This is a genomic window from Nostoc sp. 'Peltigera membranacea cyanobiont' 232, from assembly GCF_002245985.1.
Lineage (GTDB): Bacteria > Cyanobacteriota > Cyanobacteriia > Cyanobacteriales > Nostocaceae > Nostoc.
On the sequence record NZ_NOLK01000116.1, the window covers coordinates 1 to 25216 of the forward strand.

12 protein-coding genes and 2 pseudogenes are annotated in these 25216 nt (G+C 41.3%); 11 read left to right on the forward strand and 3 right to left on the reverse strand.

The genetic code is table 11. From position 1 onward, the window contains the following. Positions 1-297 precede the first annotated feature (297 nt). Both CDG79_RS28600 and CDG79_RS28605 read right to left on the reverse strand, forming a co-directional pair. Positions 298-960, reverse strand: a pseudogene (locus tag CDG79_RS28600) (transposase family protein); the annotation flags it as partial. A gap of 146 nt (positions 961-1106) precedes the next feature. Further along, positions 1107-1256 (reverse strand): annotated as a pseudogene (locus tag CDG79_RS28605) (DUF4277 domain-containing protein); the annotation flags it as partial. Between the two features lie 2509 nt (positions 1257-3765). On the opposite strand from CDG79_RS28605, the gene CDG79_RS28615 reads away from it, so the two are divergent. The 10 genes from CDG79_RS28615 (at position 3766) to CDG79_RS28660 (ending at position 24113) form a co-directional block, all read left to right on the forward strand. Next, positions 3766-5622, forward strand: coding sequence for a fatty acyl-AMP ligase (locus CDG79_RS28615; RefSeq protein WP_094345152.1), 1857 nt, complete (start codon positions 3766-3768; stop codon positions 5620-5622). A gap of 143 nt (positions 5623-5765) precedes the next feature. Then, positions 5766-6083, forward strand: a complete 318-nt coding sequence (locus CDG79_RS28620) for an acyl carrier protein (RefSeq protein ID WP_094345153.1) — start codon at positions 5766-5768, stop codon at positions 6081-6083. Positions 6084-6142: 59 nt separating this feature from the next. After that, entirely contained in the window at positions 6143-7507 is a 1365-nt protein-coding gene (locus CDG79_RS28625) for a hypothetical protein (RefSeq protein WP_094345154.1), read from the forward strand. A gap of 57 nt (positions 7508-7564) precedes the next feature. Beyond that, on the forward strand, positions 7565-12406 hold the full coding sequence (locus tag CDG79_RS28630; protein WP_094345155.1) for a type I polyketide synthase: 4842 nt from the start codon (positions 7565-7567) through the stop codon (positions 12404-12406). A gap of 1 nt (position 12407) precedes the next feature. Beyond that, positions 12408-15707 carry a type I polyketide synthase gene (locus CDG79_RS28635; protein ID WP_189525170.1) on the forward strand — a complete coding sequence of 1100 codons (3300 nt, stop codon included), beginning with the start codon at positions 12408-12410 and terminating at the stop codon, positions 15705-15707. A gap of 37 nt (positions 15708-15744) precedes the next feature. Continuing rightward, positions 15745-17613 carry a hypothetical protein gene (locus CDG79_RS28640; protein ID WP_094345156.1) on the forward strand — a complete coding sequence of 623 codons (1869 nt, stop codon included), beginning with the start codon at positions 15745-15747 and terminating at the stop codon, positions 17611-17613. A gap of 72 nt (positions 17614-17685) precedes the next feature. Then, complete coding sequence (locus tag CDG79_RS28645; protein WP_094345157.1) at positions 17686-18567, forward strand: SDR family NAD(P)-dependent oxidoreductase; 882 nt, start codon at positions 17686-17688, stop codon at positions 18565-18567. Between the two features lie 446 nt (positions 18568-19013). Further along, positions 19014-20213: a glycosyltransferase gene (locus CDG79_RS28650; RefSeq protein WP_094345158.1), complete on the forward strand. Its 1200-nt coding sequence runs from the start codon at positions 19014-19016 to the stop codon at positions 20211-20213. A gap of 4 nt (positions 20214-20217) precedes the next feature. Then, on the forward strand, positions 20218-21771 hold the full coding sequence (locus tag CDG79_RS28655; protein WP_094345159.1) for an MFS transporter: 1554 nt from the start codon (positions 20218-20220) through the stop codon (positions 21769-21771). 113 nt (positions 21772-21884) lie between these two features. Then, positions 21885-24113, forward strand: a complete 2229-nt coding sequence (locus CDG79_RS28660) for an SBBP repeat-containing protein (RefSeq protein WP_094345160.1) — start codon at positions 21885-21887, stop codon at positions 24111-24113. 384 nt (positions 24114-24497) lie between these two features. Here CDG79_RS28660 and CDG79_RS28665 read toward each other — a convergent pair whose 3' ends face one another. After that, complete coding sequence (locus CDG79_RS28665) at positions 24498-24818, reverse strand: hypothetical protein (RefSeq protein ID WP_223278373.1); 321 nt, start codon at positions 24816-24818, stop codon at positions 24498-24500. Between the two features lie 107 nt (positions 24819-24925). On the opposite strand from CDG79_RS28665, the gene CDG79_RS28670 reads away from it, so the two are divergent. After that, positions 24926-25177 carry a hypothetical protein gene (locus tag CDG79_RS28670; RefSeq protein WP_094345161.1) on the forward strand — a complete coding sequence of 84 codons (252 nt, stop codon included), beginning with the start codon at positions 24926-24928 and terminating at the stop codon, positions 25175-25177. Positions 25178-25216: the final 39 nt, after the last annotated feature.

A 25216-nucleotide genomic window follows, 5' to 3' on the forward strand; every position in this document is an offset into this window, starting at 1 on the left:
CTCGCCAACGTAAACGTCGCCTTCACCACGATCCAATTAGCGCAATACAAGTTTTAGTAAATCAACATCAGGAACTTCGCACTGTACTTGAGTCTCAAGCCATGATATACCAATTAGATAGCTAGGGCTGTGCCTCAATTTACCTGATGTTAGAAGAGTTATTTTATTCTGGTAAGTTGCGCTCAGGTCAAAAAATCTTCTGCTTTGTACCAGAGAGTGGACGCTACACAACGGCTTACATGATGCTGAGTGTAGTAGAAGCATCAACAGCTGCCTTCAGCAGGCTAACAGAACAATATAACCTTTCCACAAATCTATACTGACTTCCTCTATTTGCTCTAAGATTTCAGTTCCCCAGCCTATAAGAGTTTCCTTTATTATTTCTTGAGTCCGTCCACTTAAAATAGCAATCAGTTTGGATGTATCCAAATCTATTAGAACTGCACAATAATTTCCTTTTCCTTTAACTAGAGCTATCTCATCAATTCCAAGTCTTTTTAATTTTAAAGGTTTTGAATTTGATAATTGTTCTGATGCGTCTTTTAACATACCTTCTATCTCTTCTGTTGTGACTATTCCTTTTGAAGCTACAGTGTGGATATCGTTTTCTAAAACTTCTTGTATTGTTTTGTGTGCAAGCCGCTTTGTATAAGTTCTTTTCTTCCTGACAAAATCTAAATTTTCACTAAACGGTTTTTTACATATTTCACATTTGAATTGACGCCTATTAATTTCTAAAAATACTGGACGATCTCCAAAAGGTAAGTCTTTAACAATATGTCGATGATTTTGATGTAATTTCTGACTTTTTGTGCCACACCTGGGGCAAATACTATATAATTTTTTTGATTCGGTTTGTAAAATAATTCCAATTCCATCGTGAAGGCGATGTGATATAACTTTTATATCTTCTAAATCAATAAGTTCTGTTAGAATTTTAATATCTCTTTTGCTAGTCAGGACTGTAAATTTATATAAAAATAGTTGGAGTCCTATTTACAGTTAACAAGAAATATTCTTTGTATGTCAATCCTTATAGTAATATTAGCAGATTATTGATACATTTTTTGACATTGTTTTATATCTATATCTTAATAATTTGGCATAACAAGTACTGAAGAACCGATTTTTTCTCTACTATCAATTAAAAATATCTCATTGATTTTTTCTACGATTCCTATATCATCAATTATTCCTGCTACTATTCCTAAGCGATCTAAGTTTTTACTTTCAAACTCTTCTTTTTGGTAATCCATATTTTTGTTTTCTGCAAGTTTTTTCACTCATTCTCTCACTTTTTCCTGATGAATTTATTGTCCAGACCTTACGGATTTCCATTAGTCGGTAATACCTGTGATATTGCTCATATTCATCACCCACCCTCTTAAGTATTTACTCGTAAAGTAAATAGCAAGATTTAGTACTGATACATATATTACAAAATGAAGTGCGGAATGTGGGTTGTACATTCCTGAATAAACGGTATCACAGACTACTATTTTTTAGCGATCGCAAAACTTTTCGGTCTACTGAATTTCACTTTATGCGCGAATATAGTCCTCCCAAACCCTTGTAACTGCGTTGTCCAAATTTCATCTTATGTGCAAACCCACATTATTCCGTTGAGAATTTTTCACTTAGTCTGCGAACCGACACCCTCACTGCTTGAATCCACCTATTTCTGTTGATTCTACTTGGTCGCCTAAAAGATACTAAATGGGTTCTATAAAGCTTAAAAGCTGTATAGACACAGGCTTATAAGAACTAGCCAGCAAAGTTAAAGTTTAAAAAAATATCAAGAATTTAAAAAAAAAATATCAAGAATTTAAAAAAAATGTACGGTTTTTATGTATAATTGAAAGCTAAATTTTATAGAAATAGTATCTATGACCAAATAAAGTCTTGCTTTAAACGAAAAATAATTGTATTGTTATTAGTGGTTTTAGTAGAGAGGATTAACAAAATATGCTAATCATAGGATAAAAAATTTGACTTGATTAATTGATCAACTTTACTAATCTCCCTTCTCAAACATTCTCCTGTGCAAATAGGTACTTCATAGACCTAAGTACTAGTTCTTTTTGATTTAAGGCTCTGACCAAAGCGGAATGTATCCCCCTAGTTTCCGAAAGTGCCAGAGGGATTATTCCAGCTTAGTGGTTGTTTTATCAGGGTGCAAAAAAGTTAACCTTTGTGCGGTAACTTGCTATGCGCTTTTGTGCAAAATCTCGGCCAAGAGAAATTCAGAATTAGCTGTGGCACAAAAGTGCCACAGATATTTGCCATCAATTACAACTAATTACAATTATGACAGATACTCTTCCTCGAAATCAAGCAGTAATTAAGCAAGTTTTTGTAAGCTATGACGCTAGCAAGACCGATTTTTATAGCAGCCAACCGCTAAAGCCAAAATTTTGGTTATTAATCACGAATTTTGGCTTAATGTACAAATTTCTTTCTCTCTTAGCTAGAAAGTTGCAAATTCGCCACAAAATTGGCATTGTTAAATCTTAGATGTCAAGCTAATTTTTATAGCTAACGTTAGCTCTACTTTATCCAAAATTAAGAACTCGGTTTTCTTTATCCGGCAAAAACCCTAGCTTTTTGGCAAATATTTTTTCTACGTCACAGATTATCGATGAAGTTAAAAAAGTAAAACTACTGTCCCACAGAGGTTTCAGCGATAGCGATCGCGTTGCAAAAAAATGGATAAAGTCGAGGTTAGTTGCTAGCTACAATCTTTAAAACCCTAAAAATGGTTAAGGTCAGATACCATTTGTCAATAAGCAATAGTACTTAAAGTATTACCAGAATCGGGGTTAGAAACAGAATTTTTGATCGGGCGATGCCTACGGCGGGCTACGCCTACGCGTTATCTTGATACGCATCATTTATTCTTAACCCATAATTTTAGTATAAGAGTTAACTAAATACCTCGGCTCTTTTCAAATTTTAAGCATAATTTCTAATTGACAAAAGTAAGATTATCTTAACCTCTCACCGATGAGGCAGGATAGTTGCGTTCCAAGCAACATAAATGTATGGGAAGCAGAGATCAAATTTTTTAGTTCTGTAGCGCATTATTAAAGGTAAGAAGATGCTATCTGTATTTTCTAAGTATTAATATATTCGTGATAGCCTATTTATCCACGCTGAATTTTGAGATTTATTTATGTTTTCTGAAAAAATATTTTAATTAAGAAAAACCTATGTTGTGAATAGCAATTTTTTTTAAAATCATGATTTAAAGATAAATTGGCAAATAATGAAAACGCTTATTGAGAATAAATTCACAGCCGAACTCAAGAGTAAAGTCTGAGGGTTTAGAGTCAAAGCCCATAACTTTAAAAGTCTTTATACCTGACTTTGAGACTTATTTGGTTTTTACTTACCTAAGTTTAAATCCGCAGTAAATTGAGAAAATTACATTGAAACACAATAACTTGAATTTGTTATTATGTTTAATTTTGCACTGGAATTTTTCATTTTCTAATCATCTGAAAAGCTATAGTGCTTGTATTTAAAAGTATTGAGTGTATTATTTAGAAATTTTGTTGACTTATCAGAAAAATTACTGTACTCTAAACATAGAAAATAAAAGATTAATTTTACAAACACGGGCTATGAATTCAGTAAGAATTGCAAAGTAGGATTAATTATTCTTATTGGCATAAGGATTTTAAAAAATGCTAATATTCAAATTTTTTGACCAGTTTAAAATGTGTGCCTTACAGAAATAACTGTAATCCCATAGAGGAGCATTGAATGATTAGTTATTCTAATAACTTGATAACACAGCACCATTTTTCAACGTTAGTTGAATTGTTGAGTTACAGAGCACAAAATCAATCTGAACAGAAAGCTTATAGTTTTTTACAAAGTACACAAACAGAAGCAGCATTTGTGACTTATAAAGAGCTACACATACAAGCACAAGCGATCGCAGCTAGTCTCCAGTCTCTAAATCTTGTCGGTGAACGTGCTTTACTTCTATGTCAACCGGGTCTAGATTTTATTGCTGCTTTCTTTGGGTGTTTATATGCTGGCGTTGTTGCTGTTCCTGCATATCCACCCAGACGAAATCAAAAGTTATCTAGGTTGCAGGCAATAGCAGCAGATGCCCAAGCCAAGATTGTACTTACTTCCACATCTCTTTTGCATAGCCTCCAGACTAGCTTTAATCAAGAGGATTTAGAAATTTCTGGATTGCATTGGCTAGCTACCGATGATTTTAGTAGTGATGTAGCGCAAGCATGGCAACCGCAAGAACTCAACGGCAATACCCTAGCTTTCCTCCAGTACACATCCGGTTCTACAGGGACACCAAAGGGAGTAATGATCACTCATGGTAATCTGCTGCATAACGAGCGGATGATCGAGAAAGCTTTCGGACATACAGATAAAACTATTGTTGTTGGTTGGTTGCCTGTTTTTCATGACATGGGACTCATTGGAAATGTATTACAGCCCTTATATTTAGGGGTTCCTTGCATTCTGATGTCTCCAGTAGAGTTTCTCCAAAAACCAATTCGCTGGTTGCAGGCAATATCTCACTACAAAGCTACAACTAGTGGGGGGCCAAATTTTGCTTATGATCTTTGCATTCGCAAGGTGACACCCGAACAATTAGCAACTCTCGATCTCAGCAGTTGGGAGGTTGCCTTTACTGGTGCTGAACCTGTGCGATCTGAGACTTTGGAGCAGTTTGCTTCTACTTTTGCACCTTGTGGCTTCCGCAAGGAAGCATTTTATCCCTGTTACGGGATGGCAGAAACGACTCTGATAGTAACCGGGGGTGAGAAAACAGCTTTACCAATCACTTGCTACGTAGAAAAAGCAGCATTAGAACAAAACCAAATTGTGAAGCAGCACGAGAGTCAGGGAGATACCCAGACGATAGTAGGTTGTGGGCAAAGTCCTTCCGATCAGAAAGTCGTCATTGTTGATCCCCAATCCTTAAGAATGTGTGCTCCTGAGCAAGTCGGCGAAATCTGGGTAGCAGGCCCGAGTGTTGCTCAAGGTTATTGGAATCAACCTGAAGAGACAGAGAAAACTTTCTGTGCATATTTAGCTGATCCCGGTGTTAGCGATAGTCCAACATCAGTCCCATATCTTCGCACTGGAGACTTAGGATTTTTGCAAGATGGGGAGTTGTTTATCACAGGGCGACTCAAAGATGTAATTATCGTTAGAGGACAAAATCATTATCCACAAGATATTGAACTGACTGTTGAAAAAAGTCATCCATCTCTGCGAGTCGGTTGTGGAGCAGCATTTGCCGTTGATTTCAAGAATTCTGAACGGCTAGTTATTGTTCAGGAGGTAGAACGCAGTTATCTGCGAAAGTTGAACGTTCAAGAAGTCATAGCACAACTCAGACAAGCAGTAACCGCACATCACGGGCTAGAAGTTTTCGCTACCGTACTAGTCAAGACTGGAAGTATTCCTAAAACTTCTAGTGGCAAGATTCGTCGTCAAGCCTGTCGAAGTGCATTTCTTTCGGGAAATTTAGAGGTAGTAGAGGATTGGAGTGAGAATCCTCAGAATAAATCTAAGTTTATGCATCTACAAGCTGATGTTGATTCTATGTTAGGACAACTAATATCTGGTAAACAGCTATGAACAAGCTCACGTCTTCACAAAATCGGCTTTGATGACTCACATCAAAAGCAAAAGATGGCGAAAAAAGTTACCTCATTCAACTTGTAACAATCTGATTGCAGAGAAGAAAACATCCTTATCAATACATAACGAAGGATTAAACAATGGAAACGCAGAATCTTGAAGTTAACACCATGTCTAAAGTTTCAGAGATTAACAAAACCGATGCATCCAATCAGATACGGACAGCAGCAGACATCCAAGCTTGGACAATCTCTTATCTAGGTGAACTGCTAGAAGTTGATCCCGAAGAAGTTGATATTACAATTCCTTTTGATCGCTATGGTTTAGATTCTTCCGCAGCGATTGGTTTAACTGGTGACTTAGGAGATTGGTTAGGATACGACGTTGATCCCACCTTACTTTACGATTACCCAACCATCGAAGGTCTTGTTAAGCATTTGAGTGCCGATTGGAATTGAAGACTTTGAAATCTATCTTGCTTGATTCACTTGAAAAGACCTGATTTAGGAGCAAAATCGTGACTACAGCTAATCTATTGAATGAGAAACCTAAAGTTTTAAATGTCCCAGTGGACAAACAAAAGAAGCATTTTCAAGTCATCGATAAAACATACCATAACAACAAAGAATCTGACTACACTGAAAAAATAGAAGCTCTGGGCAAAAACTTTGATTATAGCCGCAACGGTAATTATTTCTGGGGCGATCCCGAGCTTTCTACTCTATATGGCACCCCTCTCTACGAACAAGCTTCTCAGGCACAAAAATTAGCTCTTAACCATCTTTACTGGGTGGGGCAGTATCAACATACTGCATCTGCTGAAGCAAACACCATGCTCTACAACCAAATCACATCCGGTGTTTTTGCTCACGTTGGGGGATATGAAACTCTGTGTCAAGAACTAGACTTTGAAACCAGTCAGGAACGCTACCATATCAACACTTTCCATAAAATTGGTTATAAGACGAAGATTGCTTTATTGGGTAAAGAGTCCCTTGGTAATCCTCTCCATAAAAAGTTGAATAACCAGACTAACAATAATCTGCTATCCAAATTACCAGAACTTCCCAATAAAGAAGCACTTCAAAATTCCACCTTTCGCTTTCTCACCAAACTGATGCATCCGGGTAAAGGGGACTACTATTCCCAGTACTTGAACGAAAAAGGGGACTCAATTCCGACAACAACCGGTGGACTGGCTGGACTCACTGCATCTCCCTCGGCATTTAAATACTTGAGTTTGAATTGGGGTAGTTCTCCCTTCTTAGCAGCTCAATATTACTCGGTGCGGATGGTTGCAAATATGTCGTTAAAAACATACGAGTACCACTACTATAAACAGTTCAGGGATCTGGATAAAAAAGGTGAATTTATCCCCGATCCGATCGCTGTATCTTATTATCACTTGTTGGATGAATCCTTCCACACCACAATGTCTCAAACCATTGCCCAAGAGGTGTATAAGGATTTCCCGAACCCAACAGTGTACGAGAAACTGCTGTCTAATGCTGTTATCTATTTGTTACAACGGGGGCTTTTGGGCGGACTCTCTGGGGCGCTACCAGCCACATTCCGAGATGATGTCAATTTCATGCCTTCGTATTATCGTCTGCTGACATCTCCTCTATTTAATAAAATGTCCCAAGAGGACGCACTCTATTGGATGGAAAAGTGCTTGTGTCAAGAACACGAAGGCTTCCATGTCAATCTTAAGTATCAGCAAACTCTTCTGAATGATTTGAAACGCTTCTTCAGTCATCTTGAATACCTGTGGCCAATTAACCGCGAAATGCGGGTGATGGCTGAGGGCGGCTCGATAGAGAAGGCAGTCAAACGCAATCAAATAGCCTTTAAGCAATTCGCTAGCTCTGTTACTGCTTAGAGCGATCGCACCTTCAATCATACGAAGCAGCAATACATAAGTGTTGAGGACTTATTAGTGGAACCCATAGCTATTGTCGGTATTGGCTGTCGCTTTCCTGGCGCTAGCAGTCCAGAAGCTTTCTGGCATCTTTTGCATCACGGTATTGATGCCATATCCGAAGTCCCTACGCAACGATGGGATGTGGATAGCTTATACGATCCCGAACCGGCCACACCTGGAAAAATGAGTACTCGTTATGGCGGATTTATCGAAGGAGTAGATAGTTTTGATCCCAGCTTTTTCGGTATTTCGCCCCGCGAGGCAGAACGGATAGATCCCCAACAAAGAGTAGTTCTGAAGGTTGCTTGGGAGGCTTTGGAAAATGCGGGAATACCACCTTCCAATCTCTCTGGTAGTCAGACAGGAGTCTTTATTGGAATTGGCAACTATGATTATGGAATTCTGATTTCCAAGGATTTAGACCGGATCAATGCCTACGATGGTACGGGTAATACACTTGGTATTGCTGCAAATCGCCTCTCTTATCTGCTAAATCTGCGTGGCCCTAGTTTGGCGATTGAAACTTCTTGTTCTTCGTCTCTAGTGGCGATACATTTAGCTTGTCGGAGTCTGCAAAATGCCGAGTCCGATTTATGCTTGGTTGGAGCAGTTAGCTTGATGTTGTCGCCACAGCAGACCATTATCTACTCCCAAGCTCGGATGATGGCATTGGATGGTCATTGTAAGACCTTTGATGCTAGTGCCGATGGTTATGTGCGCGGCGAAGGATGCGGTATTGTTGTGCTGAAGCGTCTGAGCGATGCTGTTAGAGATGGCGATCGCATTCAAGCTGTCATCCGAGGTTCGGCAATTAATCAGGATGGACTCAGCAATGGATTGACTGCTCCTAATGGTCCTTCTCAACAGGCTGTGATTCGCCAAGCTCTCGAAAATGCCGGAGTGGAGCCAGCGCAAATTAGTTATGTTGAGGCTCATGGAACCGGTACATCCTTGGGCGATCCCATTGAAGTTAGATCCCTAAAAGCAGTACTTGGAGAAGGACGCAGCATCGATCAGCCTTGTTTGATTGGCTCAGTCAAAACAAATATCGGTCATCTGGAAGCTGCGGCGGGGATGGCTAGCTTACTCAAGGTAGTACTAGCACTACAGCATAAACAAATTCCGGCGCATCTGCATCTTAAAGAGTTGAATCCATACATTTCCTTGAGTGGGACACCTTTTGCGATCCCCACGGAACTTCAACCTTGGACTGTGAGTACAGAGCCTCGTTTGGCAGGCATTAGTTCCTTTGGTTTCGGCGGTACTAATGGTCATATCATTGTCGAGGAAGCACCTTTACAAATTCAAAATTTAAAATTCCAAATTCCAAATTCAAAAGATAGTATTGAACGCCCTTTACACTTGTTGAGTCTTTCAGCAAAGAGTGAGCAGGGTTTGCAAGATTTAGCCCAGCGCTATGAAGCTTTTTTAGCACCGCACCCAGAATTGTCTCTGGCAGACATTTGTTTTACTGCTAGTACGGGGCGATCGCATTTTGAACATCGCCTTGCTGTCACTGCTGAATCTGTGGAGCAATTACAACAACAGTTAAATACTTTCCTTGCAAGACAGCAGCCTAATGGATTAGTAACTCGTCAGGTTCTGAATCGCAAACAACCTAAGATAGCTTTCTTGTTCACTGGGCAAGGTTCTCAATACGTGGAAATGGGACGCGAGTTGTACCAAACGCAACCCACTTTTCGCCAAACCCTCCAGCAGTGTGATGAGATTCTGCGTCCCTATCTCAAAAAATCCCTCTTAGAGGTGATTTATAAGAGCAATAACGATACAGGTATTTTATTAGATGAAACTGCCTACACTCAACCAGCACTGTTTGCTTTGGAATATGCCTTGTACAAGCTGTGGCAGTCTTGGGGCGTTCAACCTGCTGTGGTGATGGGACATAGCGTAGGGGAATACGTCGCTGCTTGTGTGGCTGGCGTATTCAGCTTAGAAGACGGATTAAAATTGATTGCTGCACGGGGACGACTGATGCAAGCCCTACCTGCGAATGGGATGATGGCGGTAGTCATGGCCAGCCCTGAACAAGTTGCAGAAAAGATTGCACCCTACTGTGCTGATATTTCGTTAGCACAAGAGACACTAGTATCTATCGCTGCTATCAATGGGCCTAAAAGCGTCGTGCTCTCTGGAAAGCGCCAGATGGTTGAGGCAATATGCCAATCCTTAAAAGCATCTGGAGTGAAGACGAAACCATTAACGGTGTCTCACGCCTTCCACTCACCATTAATGGCACCGATGATGGAGGAGTTTGCAGCAGTTGCAAAGACGGTTAACTACGCCCTTCCTCAAATTAAGTTAATTTCCAATGTTACTGGAAAATTGGCCAGTGAAGAAGTAGCCAATGCTGAGTACTGGTGTAATCATGTGCTGCAACCTGTGCTATTCGATCGGGGAATGCAGACTTTAATGCAGCAGAAGTCTAATGTATTGCTAGAAATTGGCCCTAAGCCAACATTGCTGGTTATGGGCAGACAATGCCTGTCTGAAGCAGAAGTAGAGAAACTAGTATGGCTACCTAGTTTACGCCAAGGACAATCTGATTGGCAGCAATTACTCCAGAGTTTAGGAGAACTGTATGTACAAGGGGTGGCAATTGACTGGAAGGGATTTGACCGAGATTACATCCGTAAGCGTGTAGCACTACCAACCTATCCTTTTCAGGAACAACGCTACTGGGTGGAACTCGCCGATCATCAGCCTGCCCACGCGGGAATCCCTGCTATTAATATTGCACAGACTCCCATGTTGCACCTCCTACAGCAAGGAGAAATTCAACAGCTAACAGAACAAGTCACCAAGACGGCGAATCTGTCTGCTGATGAACAAGAATTTTTACCGAAGCTGCTAGAAGTGTTGATGAAGCACCACAAACAGCAATCGATAGCCGCTTCAATTCAAGATTGGTTTCACGAAATTGAGTGGCAACCCAAGGAAAGACAGATAACGGCAGTTGACAAAAAGCCACAAATACGCACTTGGTTGGTTCTGGCTGACATTGGAGGAGTGGGACAAACTCTCGTTCAACACCTGCGAAAACAAGGCAATTCTTGTATTTTGGTTTATCCAGGCGAATCTTATCAGTCAAAGGGAGACTCTACCTGGTTTATCAATCCCTCAAGTACAGCAGATTTTGAGCGGTTACTAAATGAAGTTAAAGCAGGTAGCCAAAGTCAGTTACAAGGAGTGATTCACCTGTGGAATTTAGACACAGCTACATCTGAGGTAACAATAGCAGAGTTAGAGAAGTCCCAGGTGTTGGGCTGTGGCAGCGTCCTATCTCTGATGCAGGCTCTTATCCATCAGAGTTATATTGATTCACCTCGCTTGTGGTTGGTGACTAGAGGCGCACAACCAGTGCAAACCCTACCAGAAGTTACCCAAGCATCATTATGGGGTATGGGTAAGGTAGTAGCACTTGAGCATCCAGAACTATTCGGTGGCATGGTGGATTTATCTCCTAAACCAACATCAGAAGAAATATCTTTGCTATTGTCAGAGATTGCAGATGCTCAGGGTGAAGACCATTTAACATATCGTGGCGGACAGCGTTATGTAGCTCGTTTGGTACGTAAACAACTACCATCCACATCGGAAAGTTGCTCAATATCCCCGGATAGTACTTACTTAATTACCGGTGGACTGGGTGCGCTAGGGTTGAAAGTTGCAGAATGGTTAATGGGACAGGGAGCTAGACAACTAGTGCTAACTGGACGTAGACAACCTACTGCTGAAGCACAAACTGCGATCGCTCATCTAGAAAAGATGGGAGCTACAATCTTAGCAGCCCAAGCTGATGTCACCCAAGAGCAAGATTTATTGCAGCTATTAGAAAAAGTGCGGGCAACAATGCCACCTCTAGCCGGGATCATCCATGCAGCCGGGGTTGTGGGATATGAAACATTGCAATCTCTGCAATGGGGATCGCTAGAAGCAGTATTGCGTCCCAAAGCGATCGGCACTTGGCTCTTACACCAGCTCACCCAAAATATCAAACTGGATTTCTTTGTTGTCTTCTCTTCTATTGCCTCAGTGTGGGGTTCTCGCGGACAAGCCCATTATGCTGCTGCTAACGCCTTCCTAGATAGTTTTGCCCACTATCGTCAAGGGCAGGGAATGCCTACTTTAAGTGTGAACTGGGGACCGTGGGCTGATGGTGGTATGGCTTCTGATGAAGCCCAAAGTTGGCTGAGTCGTATGGGAATTGGCATATTGCAACCAGAACAAGCGCTCACTGCTTTGGGTTTGCTACTGGGATCAAATACAGTACAGGCGACTGTGGCTGAGGTAGACTGGCCTCTGTTCAAGGGTCTATACGAGGCGCGAGGACGGCGAACCTTACTAGAGGAAATGTCAGTCCAACCTTCAGATGATAATCAGCAGCAGTCAACTGCTACATCAGCACTGGTAGCAGAGTTAGAAGCAGCCCCAGTCGGCGACGCAAGAGCCATGTTAACTGCTTATCTCCAGTCAGAAGTCGGTAAAGTGCTGGGCTTTGAAGCATCGCAGCTGGCTAACCCAGAGCAAGGCTTTCTTGATATGGGTATGGATTCCCTGATGGCAATTGATTTAAAAAACCGATTGGATAAGAGCCTGAGAACAACATTGCCCTCAACAATTACATTTGAGTGTCCCACAATTGTCGATTTAGTGAAATATTTGGGTCGAGAGGTGTTGGACTGGGAGAGCAGTACCGTCAGCGATGTCACAACTTCGCTAGATGAACAGAAACGGGCTGCAACAGTGGAAGTAATTCAGCAACTTTCAGAAGATGCACTTGAAGTTTCAATTGCAGAGGAACTGGCAGGGTTAGAATCTTTACTTCAAAGGAATTAACATGAGTGAGCATTCTCCAAAAGTAGACCAGTTGAATTCATCGCAGCGCTTGCTTTTGGCATTAAAAGAAGCGCGGGCTAAACTTGAGGCGGTGGAGCGTTCTAAAAGTGAGGCGATCGCAATTATTGGCGCTGGCTGTCGGTTTCCTGGGAAAGCCAATAACCCAGAAGCATTTTGGCAGCTATTGCGTAATGGAGTGGATGCCATCACAGAAGTTCCCCCTCAGCGATGGGATATGGACGCTTACTATGACCCAGAACCCGATACGCCAGGGAAAATATATACTCGGTATGGTGGTTTTTTGGAAGATATAGACCAGTTTGACCCGCAGTTCTTTGGAATTTCTCCCCGAACGGCGGCAATGTCCGATCCACAACAGCGATTGCTGTTGCAAGTTGGCTGGGAAGCTTTGGAGAATGCTGGTCAAGTTCCAGAAAGGCTATCAGGTAGTCAAACTGGGGTTTTTATTGGAATTACGACTAATGATTATGCACGCCTTTTACTTCAAGATGGCGGACTGAGCCAAATCGACGCCAATTACCTAACAGGGAACCCACTCAACACTGTTGCTGGACGCCTATCTTACACATTAGGTCTTCAAGGCCCCAGTCTGATAGTTGATACAGCCTGCTCCAGTTCTCTGGTAGCAATTCATTTAGCTTGTCAAAGTCTCCGCAATCAAGAATGCGATCAAGCCCTGGCAGGAGGAGTCAACGTAATTTTATCACCAGAAGGTGCAATGGCTCTCTGCCGGACACGCATGATGGCGCAGGATGGCCGTTGTAAAACCTTCGATGCTACTGCTGATGGTTTTGTCCGCTCAGAAGGGTGCGGTGTTATTGTCCTTAAGAGGCTATCGGATGCTTTAGCTGAAGGAGACAACATCTTAGCCTTGATTCGAGGTTCAGCAGTCAATCATAATGGTGGCAGCAGTAGTAGCTTCCTTGCACCGAGTGGAGTATCTCAGCAAGCTGTGATTCGCAAAGCTCTAGAGAATAGTGGCGTGAAACCAGGCGAAATCGACTATGTTGACGTTCAAGGTACTGGCACAGCTATAGGAGGAGATCCACTGGAAGTGGCAGCTTTGGCGGCAGTATATAGCCAGGATCGCCCGCACGAGCGACCACTTGTAATTGGGTCGGTGAAAACTAACATCGGCCATCCAGAATCAGCCGCAGGTATAGCAGCTTTGCTTAAGGTTGTGCTTTCGCTGCAAAATAAAGAAATTCCACCCCACCTAAATTTCAAACAGCCCAATCCTCATATTAACTGGGATAAACTGCCAGTAAAAGTACCAACCCAACTGATGGCTTGGTCTACTGATTCGAGGCGGCTAGCAGCAGTTAATAGTTATGGAGCCAGTGGTACCAATGCTCATGTGGTGCTTGAAGAAGCGCCAGTTCACGAACCGATCGCAGAATCGGCAAAGCGCCCCCTGCATCTATTGACATTATCAGCTAAGACTGATGTGGCATTGAAGCAGTTAGCCAAAGAATACGAGAGCTACTTAGCTGCACATCCAAACTTAGCGATTCAAAACATCTGCTTTACTGCTAACACTGGTCGCTTACACTTTCAGCATAGATTAAGTGCGATCGCTAGTGACTCTATGCAAGTCCGCGAACAGCTAGCAGCCTTTACTGCTGGACAAAAAACAACCGGAGTCTTTCAAGGACAGGTGGAAGGAACCAGCCAGCCCAAGGTAGCTTTCCTCTTCACTGGTGAGGAATCCCAATACGTGAATATGGGACGCCAACTTTATGAAACCCAACCGGAGTTCCGCACCTGGCTTGAGCGCTGCGAACATATTTTGAGTTCAGAGCTAAAACAGCCTCTACTTGAAGTTTTGTACCCCCAGACAGGGACTAACTCCCCTTTAAATGAAAGCGCTTACAGCCAACCTGCCTTATTTGCCTTGGAATATGCCCTCTTCCAGTTATGGAAATCCTGGGGCATAGAACCTACCGTAGTTATGGGTCATGGTATAGGAGAATACGTCGCCGCCTGTGTAGCTGGAGTTTTCAGCTTGGAAGATGGTTTGCAGCTGGCTGCCCAAAGAGGGCGCTTGATGCAAACATTGTCCCCAGAAGAGGAAATGGTTGAAGTGTTTGCCTCGGAAAAGCAAGTCCAAGAAGCTATTCAATCCTACACCCAAGAAGTGGCGTTGGCAAAGCCCACCGTAGGCATCGCAGCCATCAACGGTTCTAGAAATATAGTAATCTCTGGTAAATCTCAGGCAGTAGCAGCAGTGCTTGATATTTTGAAAGCAAAAGAAATTAAAACTCAAAAACTTAATTTCTCCCATGCCTTTCATTCACCTTTGGTAGAACCAATATTAGAGAAATTTAAACAGTTTGCCGAAGCGGTGACCTACTATAAACCTCAAATTTATTTAGTTTCCAATCTTACTGGAGAACTAGCAACACCTGAAGTTAGCACTGCTGAATATTGGTGCAATCATCTACGACAATCTGTGAAATTTGCTGCCAGTATCCAAACTCTGGCTCGACAAGAGTACAAATTATTTGTGGAAATTGGTTCAAAGCCACTTTTAGTAGATATAGCTCACAACTGCTTACCTGAAATTGAGGGAGTTTGGCTTCCTAGCCTACATCCTGAAAAAGATGATTGGCAACAGCTAATTGAGAGTTTGGCAACATTATACATGAGTGGTGCAAAAGTAGACTGGTTAGGTTTTGACCGAGGCTATTCGCGTCAACGCTTGCAACTGCCAACCTATCCCTGGCAGCAACAACGCTGTTGGTTTGAGCCTGCCAAAAATGGTCACGGTAAAATAGAAAACTCGTCTCCAAATAACGGTCATATCTCTATTGCTAACTTTTTTAGTCCAGGCGATCGCCAACAGTTAGTCAAGCAGTTGGAGAAAACTGGAGAACTCACAGAAGATGAGTCTAAGTTACTCCCCAAAGTTGTTGAATTGTTGATCGAGGAATACCACCAGCAGCAGATTGAAGTATCCAAACCAGAAGAAAAAATTGAACGAGCATCAATGCCTCAACTTCATCTGACTTCTCTAACAGCAGAAGATATTCAAGCTTGGCTAGTAAATAAAGTTGTTAGCGAGTTAGGAGTCAAACCTGACGATATAGACATTAAAGCTTCTTTTGATAGCTACGGTTTGGATTCAGTGCTGGCAATTGGTATTGCTAGCGCTGGAGAGCAACATTTTGGAGTTAAACTGTCTCCTTTTGAGTTAGTGCATTATCCAACGATTGAATCTCTTTGCCAGTATTTAGCTCAAGAAATTGAAGCGTCAGAGTCAGAAATGTTTGAAATTTAATTTTTGAAAAACTTATAAAAAAAGGGAGTTGTGATTTATGAATGCATCTGAAATTGTAGAAAATCTTACCCAACAAGGTGTTCAGCTTTGGGCTGATAACGGTAAACTCAAGATTAACTCTCCCAAAGGAATTTTGACACCAGAACTTCGCACAGAAATTGCTCAACACAAACCAGAAATTCTGGCGTTTTTAAGTGAAGCTAACCAAACTATCAATGATAATTATACTACGCATGGAGAAGATATTAGCTTACAAACAATTGGTCGTTTAATTGGAGGGTTTTGTGATGGCTCTAATCTAGGTTTTAAAGCCCCAGTTATTGATTCAAAAGCAATGGCACAAAAGCTAGTAATAACTTTCCGTCCGTTGCCGAAAGGATACACCAATGATGCGATTATTAAATTTAGAGAAAATTTAGAACTCAAACTTCAGAGCTACGGCGTTAAGATTGAATCTTGGGAACAAGCAACAAAAGAGTTTTCCTATGAACTGAAGCTGCCGCTGATAAATTGGAAGAAAACCATCAACACGAGGGTGATAAAAGCTGGAATTAGCGCAGTAATTGATGTTGAAAGGCATCCTAGTTTAACAGGTAAGTTGAAGATTTTTACCGCAGAGAGGCTATATCAAGGCTATTCTCATTTTGTTTTAAAAAATCAAAAGATGTCTGTCTCGAAAATTGCTCAATTTATTAGCTGGGCAGAAGAAAATATCCGTCCTGCTGAAGATCCTACGAATACTCAAGTAATCGTACTTACAGAACCAGACGATAAATTTAGCGATCCCACAATTCCTTATGAACAAAAAATTCCAATTGGTATTAGCACTCTAGTCAGAACATTTTCTGAAATTGTCATTGGAGTTTCTCATAGTCAGATTTCCATCTTAAATATGAATCTTTCAGATTCCAAATTTCCTATAAATGACATAGATGAATTCGTTCTTAAATCCTTAATTCCTAAAATTTATGTGCCGATACTGCCACTATCAATGAGCCGATTTGAAGTAGGAGAATATGACTCAAATCAATCTGAATATGCAGCAAAATTGGTAAAATTGGGTAAAGAATTGGCATCAACAGGGTTACTGCCTGCTGGGTTTAAAATTGATAACGTTATTAAAAGAAAGTCACACAGAGATATTGTTGATTGGATGGCGAAAGGGCGGACAGGGGTTTCTTATGGTTTTGTTGCCTATGCCGAACCACCACAATACGTTGGAGCAGTTGAAATCTCAGCTAAAGAGTGGGAAAGTCTTTCATCTCTAGATGGATTTAGTAGTAATGAACTGCGTCAAAATGAAATAGGTAGAAAGTACATCAGAACCCAGATAGGGCAAGAATGGAAGTTTAAGCAGATTCCTGATGTCTGGCTTGTATGCTCTCGTTCTGGCTCAAATAAAACAAATTTGAATCTTGAAACTGACGTTCTTCGGATTGGTTTAAAAGGTAATTTATTACTTCAGTTACCACAAGGAACCGATTTAGCAGTAGCGGATATCAAACCTTCTTACGATATCTATGTCATGCTTGCTATGACTCTTGCAGGAGCATTATATGCACCTGCACTGCTAGAAAATGGCGCACCTATGGTTCATTTTCATGGATATCCATCAAAAGAATGGTTCCGAGAAAACGAATACTGCACTGGAGTTCAGAATCCATCAGTACCTTGTGGAACTTATGAGGCAGGCGTTTTCAACTTCTTAGGTATTCGTACCTTGGCAGAGCAAAGTAACAGCAATATTGCCTTAGCTAGCTTGATAGAACCCGATCATGGAGCCAATTTTATTGCACCCGATCTCATGTATATCGTAGACAGACTGAAAGCTGGAATTGAACAGGGACAAATCGAACTAGGAGGAAAGCATTTGGTGTCTTTAAAAGAGAACTTAGCTGTTAACTAAGCTTTGATTTTTAAACAGACTCTGAGCGCGTTGTAACCACAGATAATTTATCTCAGAAAGATGTGAGTAATCATGACAGCTATAGCAGGTAAGACGGTACTTTTGACAGGAGCTTCTCGCGGCATTGGTGTATTTATTGCTCATGCGCTAGCAAGAGAAAAGGCAACGGTAATCGGCGTTTCTCGCTCAAAGGAGAAACTGGATAAGGTATTTGTTGAAGTGAATGCTTTAGGCGGTAAAGGCATAAGTCTTCCATTTGATATTAGTCAGGTAGAACAATTGCCTGATCTCTTACAGCAGGTTAATCAGCTTGTAGGCCCAGTTGACATTTTAATCAATAATGCTGGCATAGAAATTTACCGAGCTTTTCAAGATTACTCTCTTGCAGAATTAAAGTCAGTATTGTTACTGAATTTACTGGCTGCTATGGAATTGACGCGTTTGCTTTTGCCAAATATGTTACACCAGGGTAGCGGTCACATTGTCAATATTGCTTCTTTGGGTGGTAAAAAGGGATCTCCTTACGACAGCATTTATTGTTCTAGTAAAGCTGGTTTGCTCGTTTTTAGTGATGCACTCAGGCAAGAATTGGCTGGTAGTGGTGTAGAAATATCAGCTATTTCTCCAGGATATATCGCCGAATGCGGTATGTTTGCTGATACTCACGTACCTGCACCAGAGCTTGCAGGTACATCTACACCAGAACAGGTAGTAAGAGCAGTAATTAGAGCTATTGAGCAAAATAAGGCGGAAGTGATTGTCAATCAAGATTCTGTGACAGAAGCTTTAACGAAAGTACTATTTGCAGTTGAGCAATTTTTTCCCCGATTTGGAGATGCGGTTCATCGGCGATTGGGCGTAGCAGAACTAAACAAAATGCGTGTAAAAAATCAAATGCGTGTAGATAATTTCTCAAAAAATCAAGTTTATTTGGATAAAGTCTCAAACAAATAAAAAAGTTTTTTGAGGGGAGAAATAGAGAGACTAAATATAATAGTCTCTTTTCAATAAAACTAAAAAATGTTGCAAAAAAGGCTAAGAATCACTATGATGTCATGATTACAGGTACGGATGCTAGTGTTGGAGCTTTGTTACATCGGCTAGCACCAAGTTTCCAAGTGTAAAGAAAATTTTATTCTTGTAAACAGCTAATTATTCCCAAGAGAAAAAGCTAATTATGATTCAAAATAAATCAATTAAAATAGACGCTGTTGTCCCTCAAAGACATAGTACTATAAAAACAATTTAAATCCTTCTTTAGCAACATATCTATCAAGAAAATATCACTATTTAAAAATATAATTACCAATTATTTTATTCTTTGTTTAAATACTCGGTTAATCAATAAAATGCATATAAATCTCACAGAAGATCAAAACATTAATAGGGATATTGATTAAATGGATTTTTACACTCTTGCTTTTATTTTTACTACTTTTCCCCCAGAAGTAAGCGGTTCGTCACAGTATAACTGGGAGCGAGTGCAATGGTTGGCACAACAAGGAATATACCGTGTTGTTGTACTGACACCAGATTTCCAAAACCCATCAGCTTTGCCATCAGTACCATCAGATTTGTGTGAAAGGTTAATTATTGAAGGTTATCCTTCAAAACCTTGGCTTCCCTATGAGCTGAATTACGTTCCTACAATAGCAGCAGAACGTCAAATTAGCGAGAGATTGGCTTATTACAAACCAGATATAATTACTCTAGTGGATATAGAGCGGGCTTTCTTGTTTAGCACATGGCAATTCCCTGGCAAACGTTATGCAAAAGAAAACCAGATTCCATACGTTACTGAATACCAAACAGATTATTACAATTTTGCAGGTAGCTATCCTGCTTGGGGGTTCTTACGAGACATATTTATCCGTCCTTTAACCAACTATTTATATCGTCAATTCGATACTACATTAGTTCCTAGTAAATTAGTAAATAGCAATCTCAAAAAAATTGGGATTAAAAATTCTCATTTTGTACCATTTTTTGGTATCGATATTTCTTTGTACAGCCCTCAGCGCCGGAACCGAAAATATTTGGAAATGTGGTTAAGTGATGAGGAAAAGGACAACAAAGTTTTACTTTTTTTGGGGCGTTTGAGTTTAGAAAAACGAGTAGATTTATTGATAGAAGCATTTGCAAGCTTAAAAAGTAGACAAGGCAAGTATTCTCTGATAATTGCTGGAGATGGACCTGCTGCTGCTGTCAACAAATTAAAGAGCCTTGCTGACTCGATTTGCAACATCTACTTTATAGGTTTTATTCACGGAGAAGAGAAGGCAAATTTGTTGGCTTCATGTGATATATTTTGCAACCCTTCACCTCATGAAACTTTCGGGCGAACAGTTGTGGAAGCGATGGCTTCGGGGATACCTGTTGTAACTGTTAATAGCGGTGCAGTATCTGAATACACAATTGATAATGTAAATTCCTATCTTGTCTCACATGATGATGTTGAAGGGTTCGCCAATACTATTGAAAAAGCCTTGTGTGCAGACAACACAGAAATAATCAACCGCGCTCTGGAAGATGCCAATCAGCTCTCTAGCAAACAAGGATGTGAAAATCTTAATCAGTATTATCAACACTTATTAAACTAAAATAATGACAGCAATTAATCGAGATCATGTTAAGGCTATTACCTTGGGAGCAATGTGTTTCGCACTTTTCATGGCAAATCTTGATGACACCGTCGTGAATGTAGCGCTTCCCAAGATTCAAATGAGTCTGGCTTCCAATGTGTCGGGATTGCAGTGGATTCTCAACGCCTATACCCTGGCTGCGGCTAGTCTAATGCTGACGAGTGGGACATTGGGCGATATTTACGGGCGCAAGCGAGTCTTCCAAGCAGGACTGGTCATCTTCACGATCGCCTCTTTAATCTGTGGCTTTGCCCCCAGTTTGACAATTTTGATTGTTGGGCGAACTTTTCAAGGAATGGGTGCTGCGGCCTTAGTGCCAAGCTCTCTTGCTATCCTCGCTGATACGTTCCCTGAGCCGAAGGAGAAAGCTAAAGCCATCGGGATCTGGTCTGCGGTGTCAGGACTTGCCCTCCTAGCTGGCCCTGTGTTGGGCGGGTTGCTTGTGGATATCCTGGGGTGGCAGAGTGTGTTCTTTCTCAACGTACCGCTCGGTGTGATTGCCTTTGGGCTGACCTCCCGTTTTGTTAAAGAAGTTGTCAAACCGAAGAAGCAGGGTATAGATGTGCCAGGTTTGGTACTCAGTATAATCTTGCTGGCTTCCCTCACCTATGCACTGACCGAGAGCAATGCTGGCGTGTGGCGATCGCCTTTGATTGTTTGGTTACTGGCGGTTGCTGGACTCAGCCTTTTAGCCTTTTTGATCGTTGAGTCTAACAGCAGCCACCCAATGCTGCCACCAAACTTGTTTAAAAACCCAACATTTACCGTTGTTAATGTTGTCTCGGTTTTAATATTCTTCACTTTTGCGAGCTTGCTTTTTCTCTTCAGCCTTTTCTTGCAGCAAGTCCAGGGGTACTCGGCGACGGCGACGGGTATGCGCTTTCTGCCGTTAAATGGGGGTTTTGTGATAGCATCCATCTGTTCTGGATGGTTTGTTACTCGGTTAGGGTCGCGCTTTACCATCACTACAGGACTATTGATAGGGGGTGTGACTATATTGTTGTTCATGCGAATCAGTGCTGATACAGACTATGGAGCAATCATGTGGAACCTTTTTCTCTCTGGCTTTGGTAGTGGATTAACACTCCCAGCCTTGACAGCAGCAGCTATGAGTACGGGGCCTCCGACTCAAGCCGGAATTGCCTCAGCAGTACTCAACACTAGTAACCGTCTCGGCGGTGTTTTAGGAGTTGCTTTACAGGGGACAATTCTTACTCAAGGGCTGACCTCAGATATTAGGCGATCGCTCTCTGCTTGGAATCTATCCCCAAATCTGCAAGATCGACTCATCGCTAATGCTTTGCACGGTGGAGCAAAAGTTCCCAGCGACCTACCATCCAGCATTTCTGAGCTTGCTTTGCATCAGGCGTTTAGTAATGCGTTTGTATCGGGTTTACACACAGCTTTGCTCATAGCCAGTGTTGCAATGCTTGCCGGAGTATTTTTAGTTTTGGTGTTTGTTCAGCCAAGTTTTAACCAAGCTGTTAAAAAATCCTTACTTACTCTAAGGAAGTGAACACAGATGATAAATTTTTTAGGTGCATCTACACGAGCTAATACAAAGTAGTAACAAATCTGAAAGTTACGTCTCGAAAAAATTCAAATTAGTGTAACAAAGGACTTAAAAAAATGGCTACTTCTAAAGTTATTGCTTCGTTATATACACCTGCCAGTGATGTAGTGTATGGAGGAGGAGTAAATAATGAAGCCCTTTTTGGACGTGCGGGAAATGATCTGATTTACAGTTACGATCCTGGTTTAGATAATACACAAAATCAAAATATTGATTTTGTGTTTGGTGACTTATTTGACAATTCAACAGCAGAGTACGGGATTATTCTTAATATTCAACAAGGTAATCCATTAGGAATCCTAGATCAAGACATACCATCGGTAGGGAGCGATAAATTTATTCTTGGTGATATAAATCAACCCTACTACACAGATAATGGCGGACCAAATACTCTACTCACCACAGATTTTCTTGGTTTGAACCAGTATGCCGTAATTTATGATTTTGATCCCTCCCAAGATACCATACGCCTAAATGGTAAACCACAAGACTATCGATTGGTAGATGTTAATGGATTAAAGGTTGAAGGAATAGACCACCTTTTTTATGGAAAGGCTATCTTTTCAGTGCAACAGGGACTGCCTGACCTCGTTACTTTTGTGATTGAAAAACCTGAAGTACATTTAGATCTAAATGGCCAATATTTCGAGTATGTGGGTGATAAACCACAAAGAAAACCAGCACAAAAGAAGATAACGCAATTATCGACTACTGGTAACGATATCGGTACTGGTGCTGCTACAGATTCTTCGGGCAATGTGTATATAGCAGGATTTACTAGCGGATCTTTGGAAGGAACTAATAATGGTTCTTATGATGGCTGGGTAACTAAATATGACAAGAAGGGCAATGAATTGTGGGGTAAGCAGATTGGCACTTCTAATTTGGATCAAATCTACTCTATAGTCACAGACAAGGACGGTAACTTCTATGTGGCGGGAACTACAGGAGGCAACCTTTTTTCATCCAAACAATCACAAGATACTGATGTTTGGGTAGCTAAGTATGACACCAATGGCAATCTGTTGTGGGGTAAGCAGTTTGGAACTAATGTGACTGGAGGTTTTGCTAATAGTAGCTTTGGACTGGATGTAGATAAAGTGGGCAATGTCTACTTATCGGGATTGTCAATTAAGGAAAATTCCAATTTAGACATTTTTAATTTTCCCGTTCAAGATGATTCCTGGGTGACTAAATTCGATAGTAAAGGTAATCAGCAGTGGTATACACAGATTAAGGACCCAACAGCGAGTTTCCCTTTTAATCAAACTCCCTTTTTTGACGAAACTTACGATCTTGCCGTCGATAAGGATGGCAATAGCTACGCTACAGGATGGACTCAGGGTTTAGTAAAAGAGTCTGATCCTTCTCGAAGTCTTTTGAAGTACGATGCCTGGCTGTCGAAGGTAGACCCCAACGGTCAAGTACAGTGGGTTCGACAGTTTGGTAGTAAAAATGATGGTCTTGACTTTGCATGGGCTGATGCCACTGATAGCAAGGGAAATATCTACGTTACAGGATGGACTACAGGCGATTTAGGGACAAAGGATAAAAAGAACAGCAAAATCGGGTCTTACGATGTCTGGCTCACTAAATTTAGCCCAGATGGAACTCAGCTATGGGCTAAACAGTTTGGCTCTAAAGGTGATGATGGTGTCTACTTATCTGACATAGACATCGATTCACAAGACAACATCTTCTTGACAGGATATTCTAACGATAAGTTAGGAAAAGGCAACAAAGATACAGCTTATAATTCCTTTGTGGCAAAGTTCGACACTAACGGCACAAACAAGTGGATTCAACAGTTTGGCAGCAAATCGAGGCTTGACTACGCTACAGGTCTTACTGCTGATGATAGTGGTAAGCTTTTCGTGACTGGAGTTACTGATGGCTTATTGGGTAGTGGTAGTAGTCAAACTAATGGCTCTGCTTTAGATAGCTGGGTGGCTGAACTTGATGCAAAGAGCGGAAAATTGCGAAAATATACTGGCAACTCAAAGGACGTGGTTAGTATTGCTGATCCTAGTCCAACCCCTGTCATTGATATAACTAATGATTTCGTGACTGACGATAAGTTGCCCAATGGTGATAATCGCATTAATCCTGCTCAGGGAATTGATACAAAGGTCAAATCATTCAACTATGGACAATTCGTTTCTAACCTGGGTAATATATTCAACCCTAATGAGCAAAACTCTTTTACTTCAGTTTTTTCTCAGGGAGTTGCTAGTGGCAATGCCCCCTTCCTTAATAATAGTGATTTGAACTTTTTGCAAGGGTAGGGACTTCCAAAGAATAAATTATTCCAAGAAAAACAAGAGACAGGTTTTCTCAAGAATGATAATCATTTTAAGGGGAGGGAGAAAAGGGAAGAAGCTGCCTACGGCAGCTTCTTCCCCCCACCCGTATGATTATCATTCTTATGTAGGTGACTGTGACTCAAGCCCAACAGTGTCTCGCAAGGGGAGTGCGTTGTCCAACACGTGTGCCTGACTTTTTCTGGTGACTCTTATCTGTTTGCTGTTGCGTGTCCTGGGTTATCGCCTGAAGGTCAGTACTGGAATTACTAAGTGGCGTTTCAGTAATTTCAAGATCAGGAGTAGATGTAGTTTTCTTGCGAGTCTGCTTTTTCTTTGGGGCTAGCTCTATGGGGATCTCGTTTGCTGTTATAGTCGTGTTTTCAGGTGGCGCAGTTCTGGAGAATCATTAAACTGGGAAGTCTTGCTACTACGTCCACGCCCTTTTTTCTCCCATGCCTCCGACGTATCGATGTCTACAATGCTACGACGCTCGTAGAATGGCTCGTTCAAAAGCTTCAGCGCAGTCCGGTAATAGTCAGTTCGATTAAACACCCCACTGTCAGGTGGACGTGTCTCTATGAGCAAAAGAGGTAATTGAGGCGCATAACCGTTGCGGTAGCTTGAGTCATTCAATGCTGAATCCTCACCTTGAGGAGCATTTAAACGTCGGGCAATTTGCCGTATCATCGTCGTCTTGCCCACACCACTTGGCCACGAGTAAGTAAAGTATTTTTTTACTCCCGATACAGAGAGAATATTCAGTAAAAACCCCTTTGTGACAGTTAGGGTGCGGAATGTGGGTTCAAACAACTATCAACGAAAAAGAATGGTCTGCGATGACTGAAATAAACGTAAAAACAGCAATTGATACTTGGATTGATGAAGGAATAGAGCCGAATGGCACTAAGAAAAGCTCTAAGCTATACAGGATAAGCGCTACAGATTTCAAAGCTATTAACAGTAAACCAAAAAGTTTTTCCCAAAGAGTGATTGCTAATCAAGCTTACGTAGTACAAAGTAAGATAAGCTACCTATTTCATAAATAATATTTATACTTCTCAGAAAGGTTTCAAAAAATGAAATGA

Bases quoted from the DNA above. Each gene is read 5' to 3' on its own strand.
- CDG79_RS28620 (WP_094345153.1), top strand. From the start codon at position 5,766: ATGGAAACGCAGAATCTTGAAGTTAACACCATGTCTAAAGTTTCAGAG.
- CDG79_RS28660 (WP_094345160.1), top strand. From the start codon at position 21,885: ATGGCTACTTCTAAAGTTATTGCTTCGTTATATACACCTGCCAGTGAT.
- CDG79_RS28655 (WP_094345159.1), top strand. From the start codon at position 20,218: ATGACAGCAATTAATCGAGATCATGTTAAGGCTATTACCTTGGGAGCA.
- CDG79_RS28640 (WP_094345156.1), top strand. From the start codon at position 15,745: ATGAATGCATCTGAAATTGTAGAAAATCTTACCCAACAAGGTGTTCAG.
- CDG79_RS28635 (WP_189525170.1), top strand. From the start codon at position 12,408: ATGAGTGAGCATTCTCCAAAAGTAGACCAGTTGAATTCATCGCAGCGC.
- CDG79_RS28665 (WP_223278373.1), bottom strand. From the start codon at position 24,818: ATGATACGGCAAATTGCCCGACGTTTAAATGCTCCTCAAGGTGAGGAT.
- CDG79_RS28670 (WP_094345161.1), top strand. From the start codon at position 24,926: ATGTGGGTTCAAACAACTATCAACGAAAAAGAATGGTCTGCGATGACT.
- CDG79_RS28645 (WP_094345157.1), top strand. From the start codon at position 17,686: ATGACAGCTATAGCAGGTAAGACGGTACTTTTGACAGGAGCTTCTCGC.
- CDG79_RS28615 (WP_094345152.1), top strand. From the start codon at position 3,766: ATGATTAGTTATTCTAATAACTTGATAACACAGCACCATTTTTCAACG.
- CDG79_RS28650 (WP_094345158.1), top strand. From the start codon at position 19,014: ATGGATTTTTACACTCTTGCTTTTATTTTTACTACTTTTCCCCCAGAA.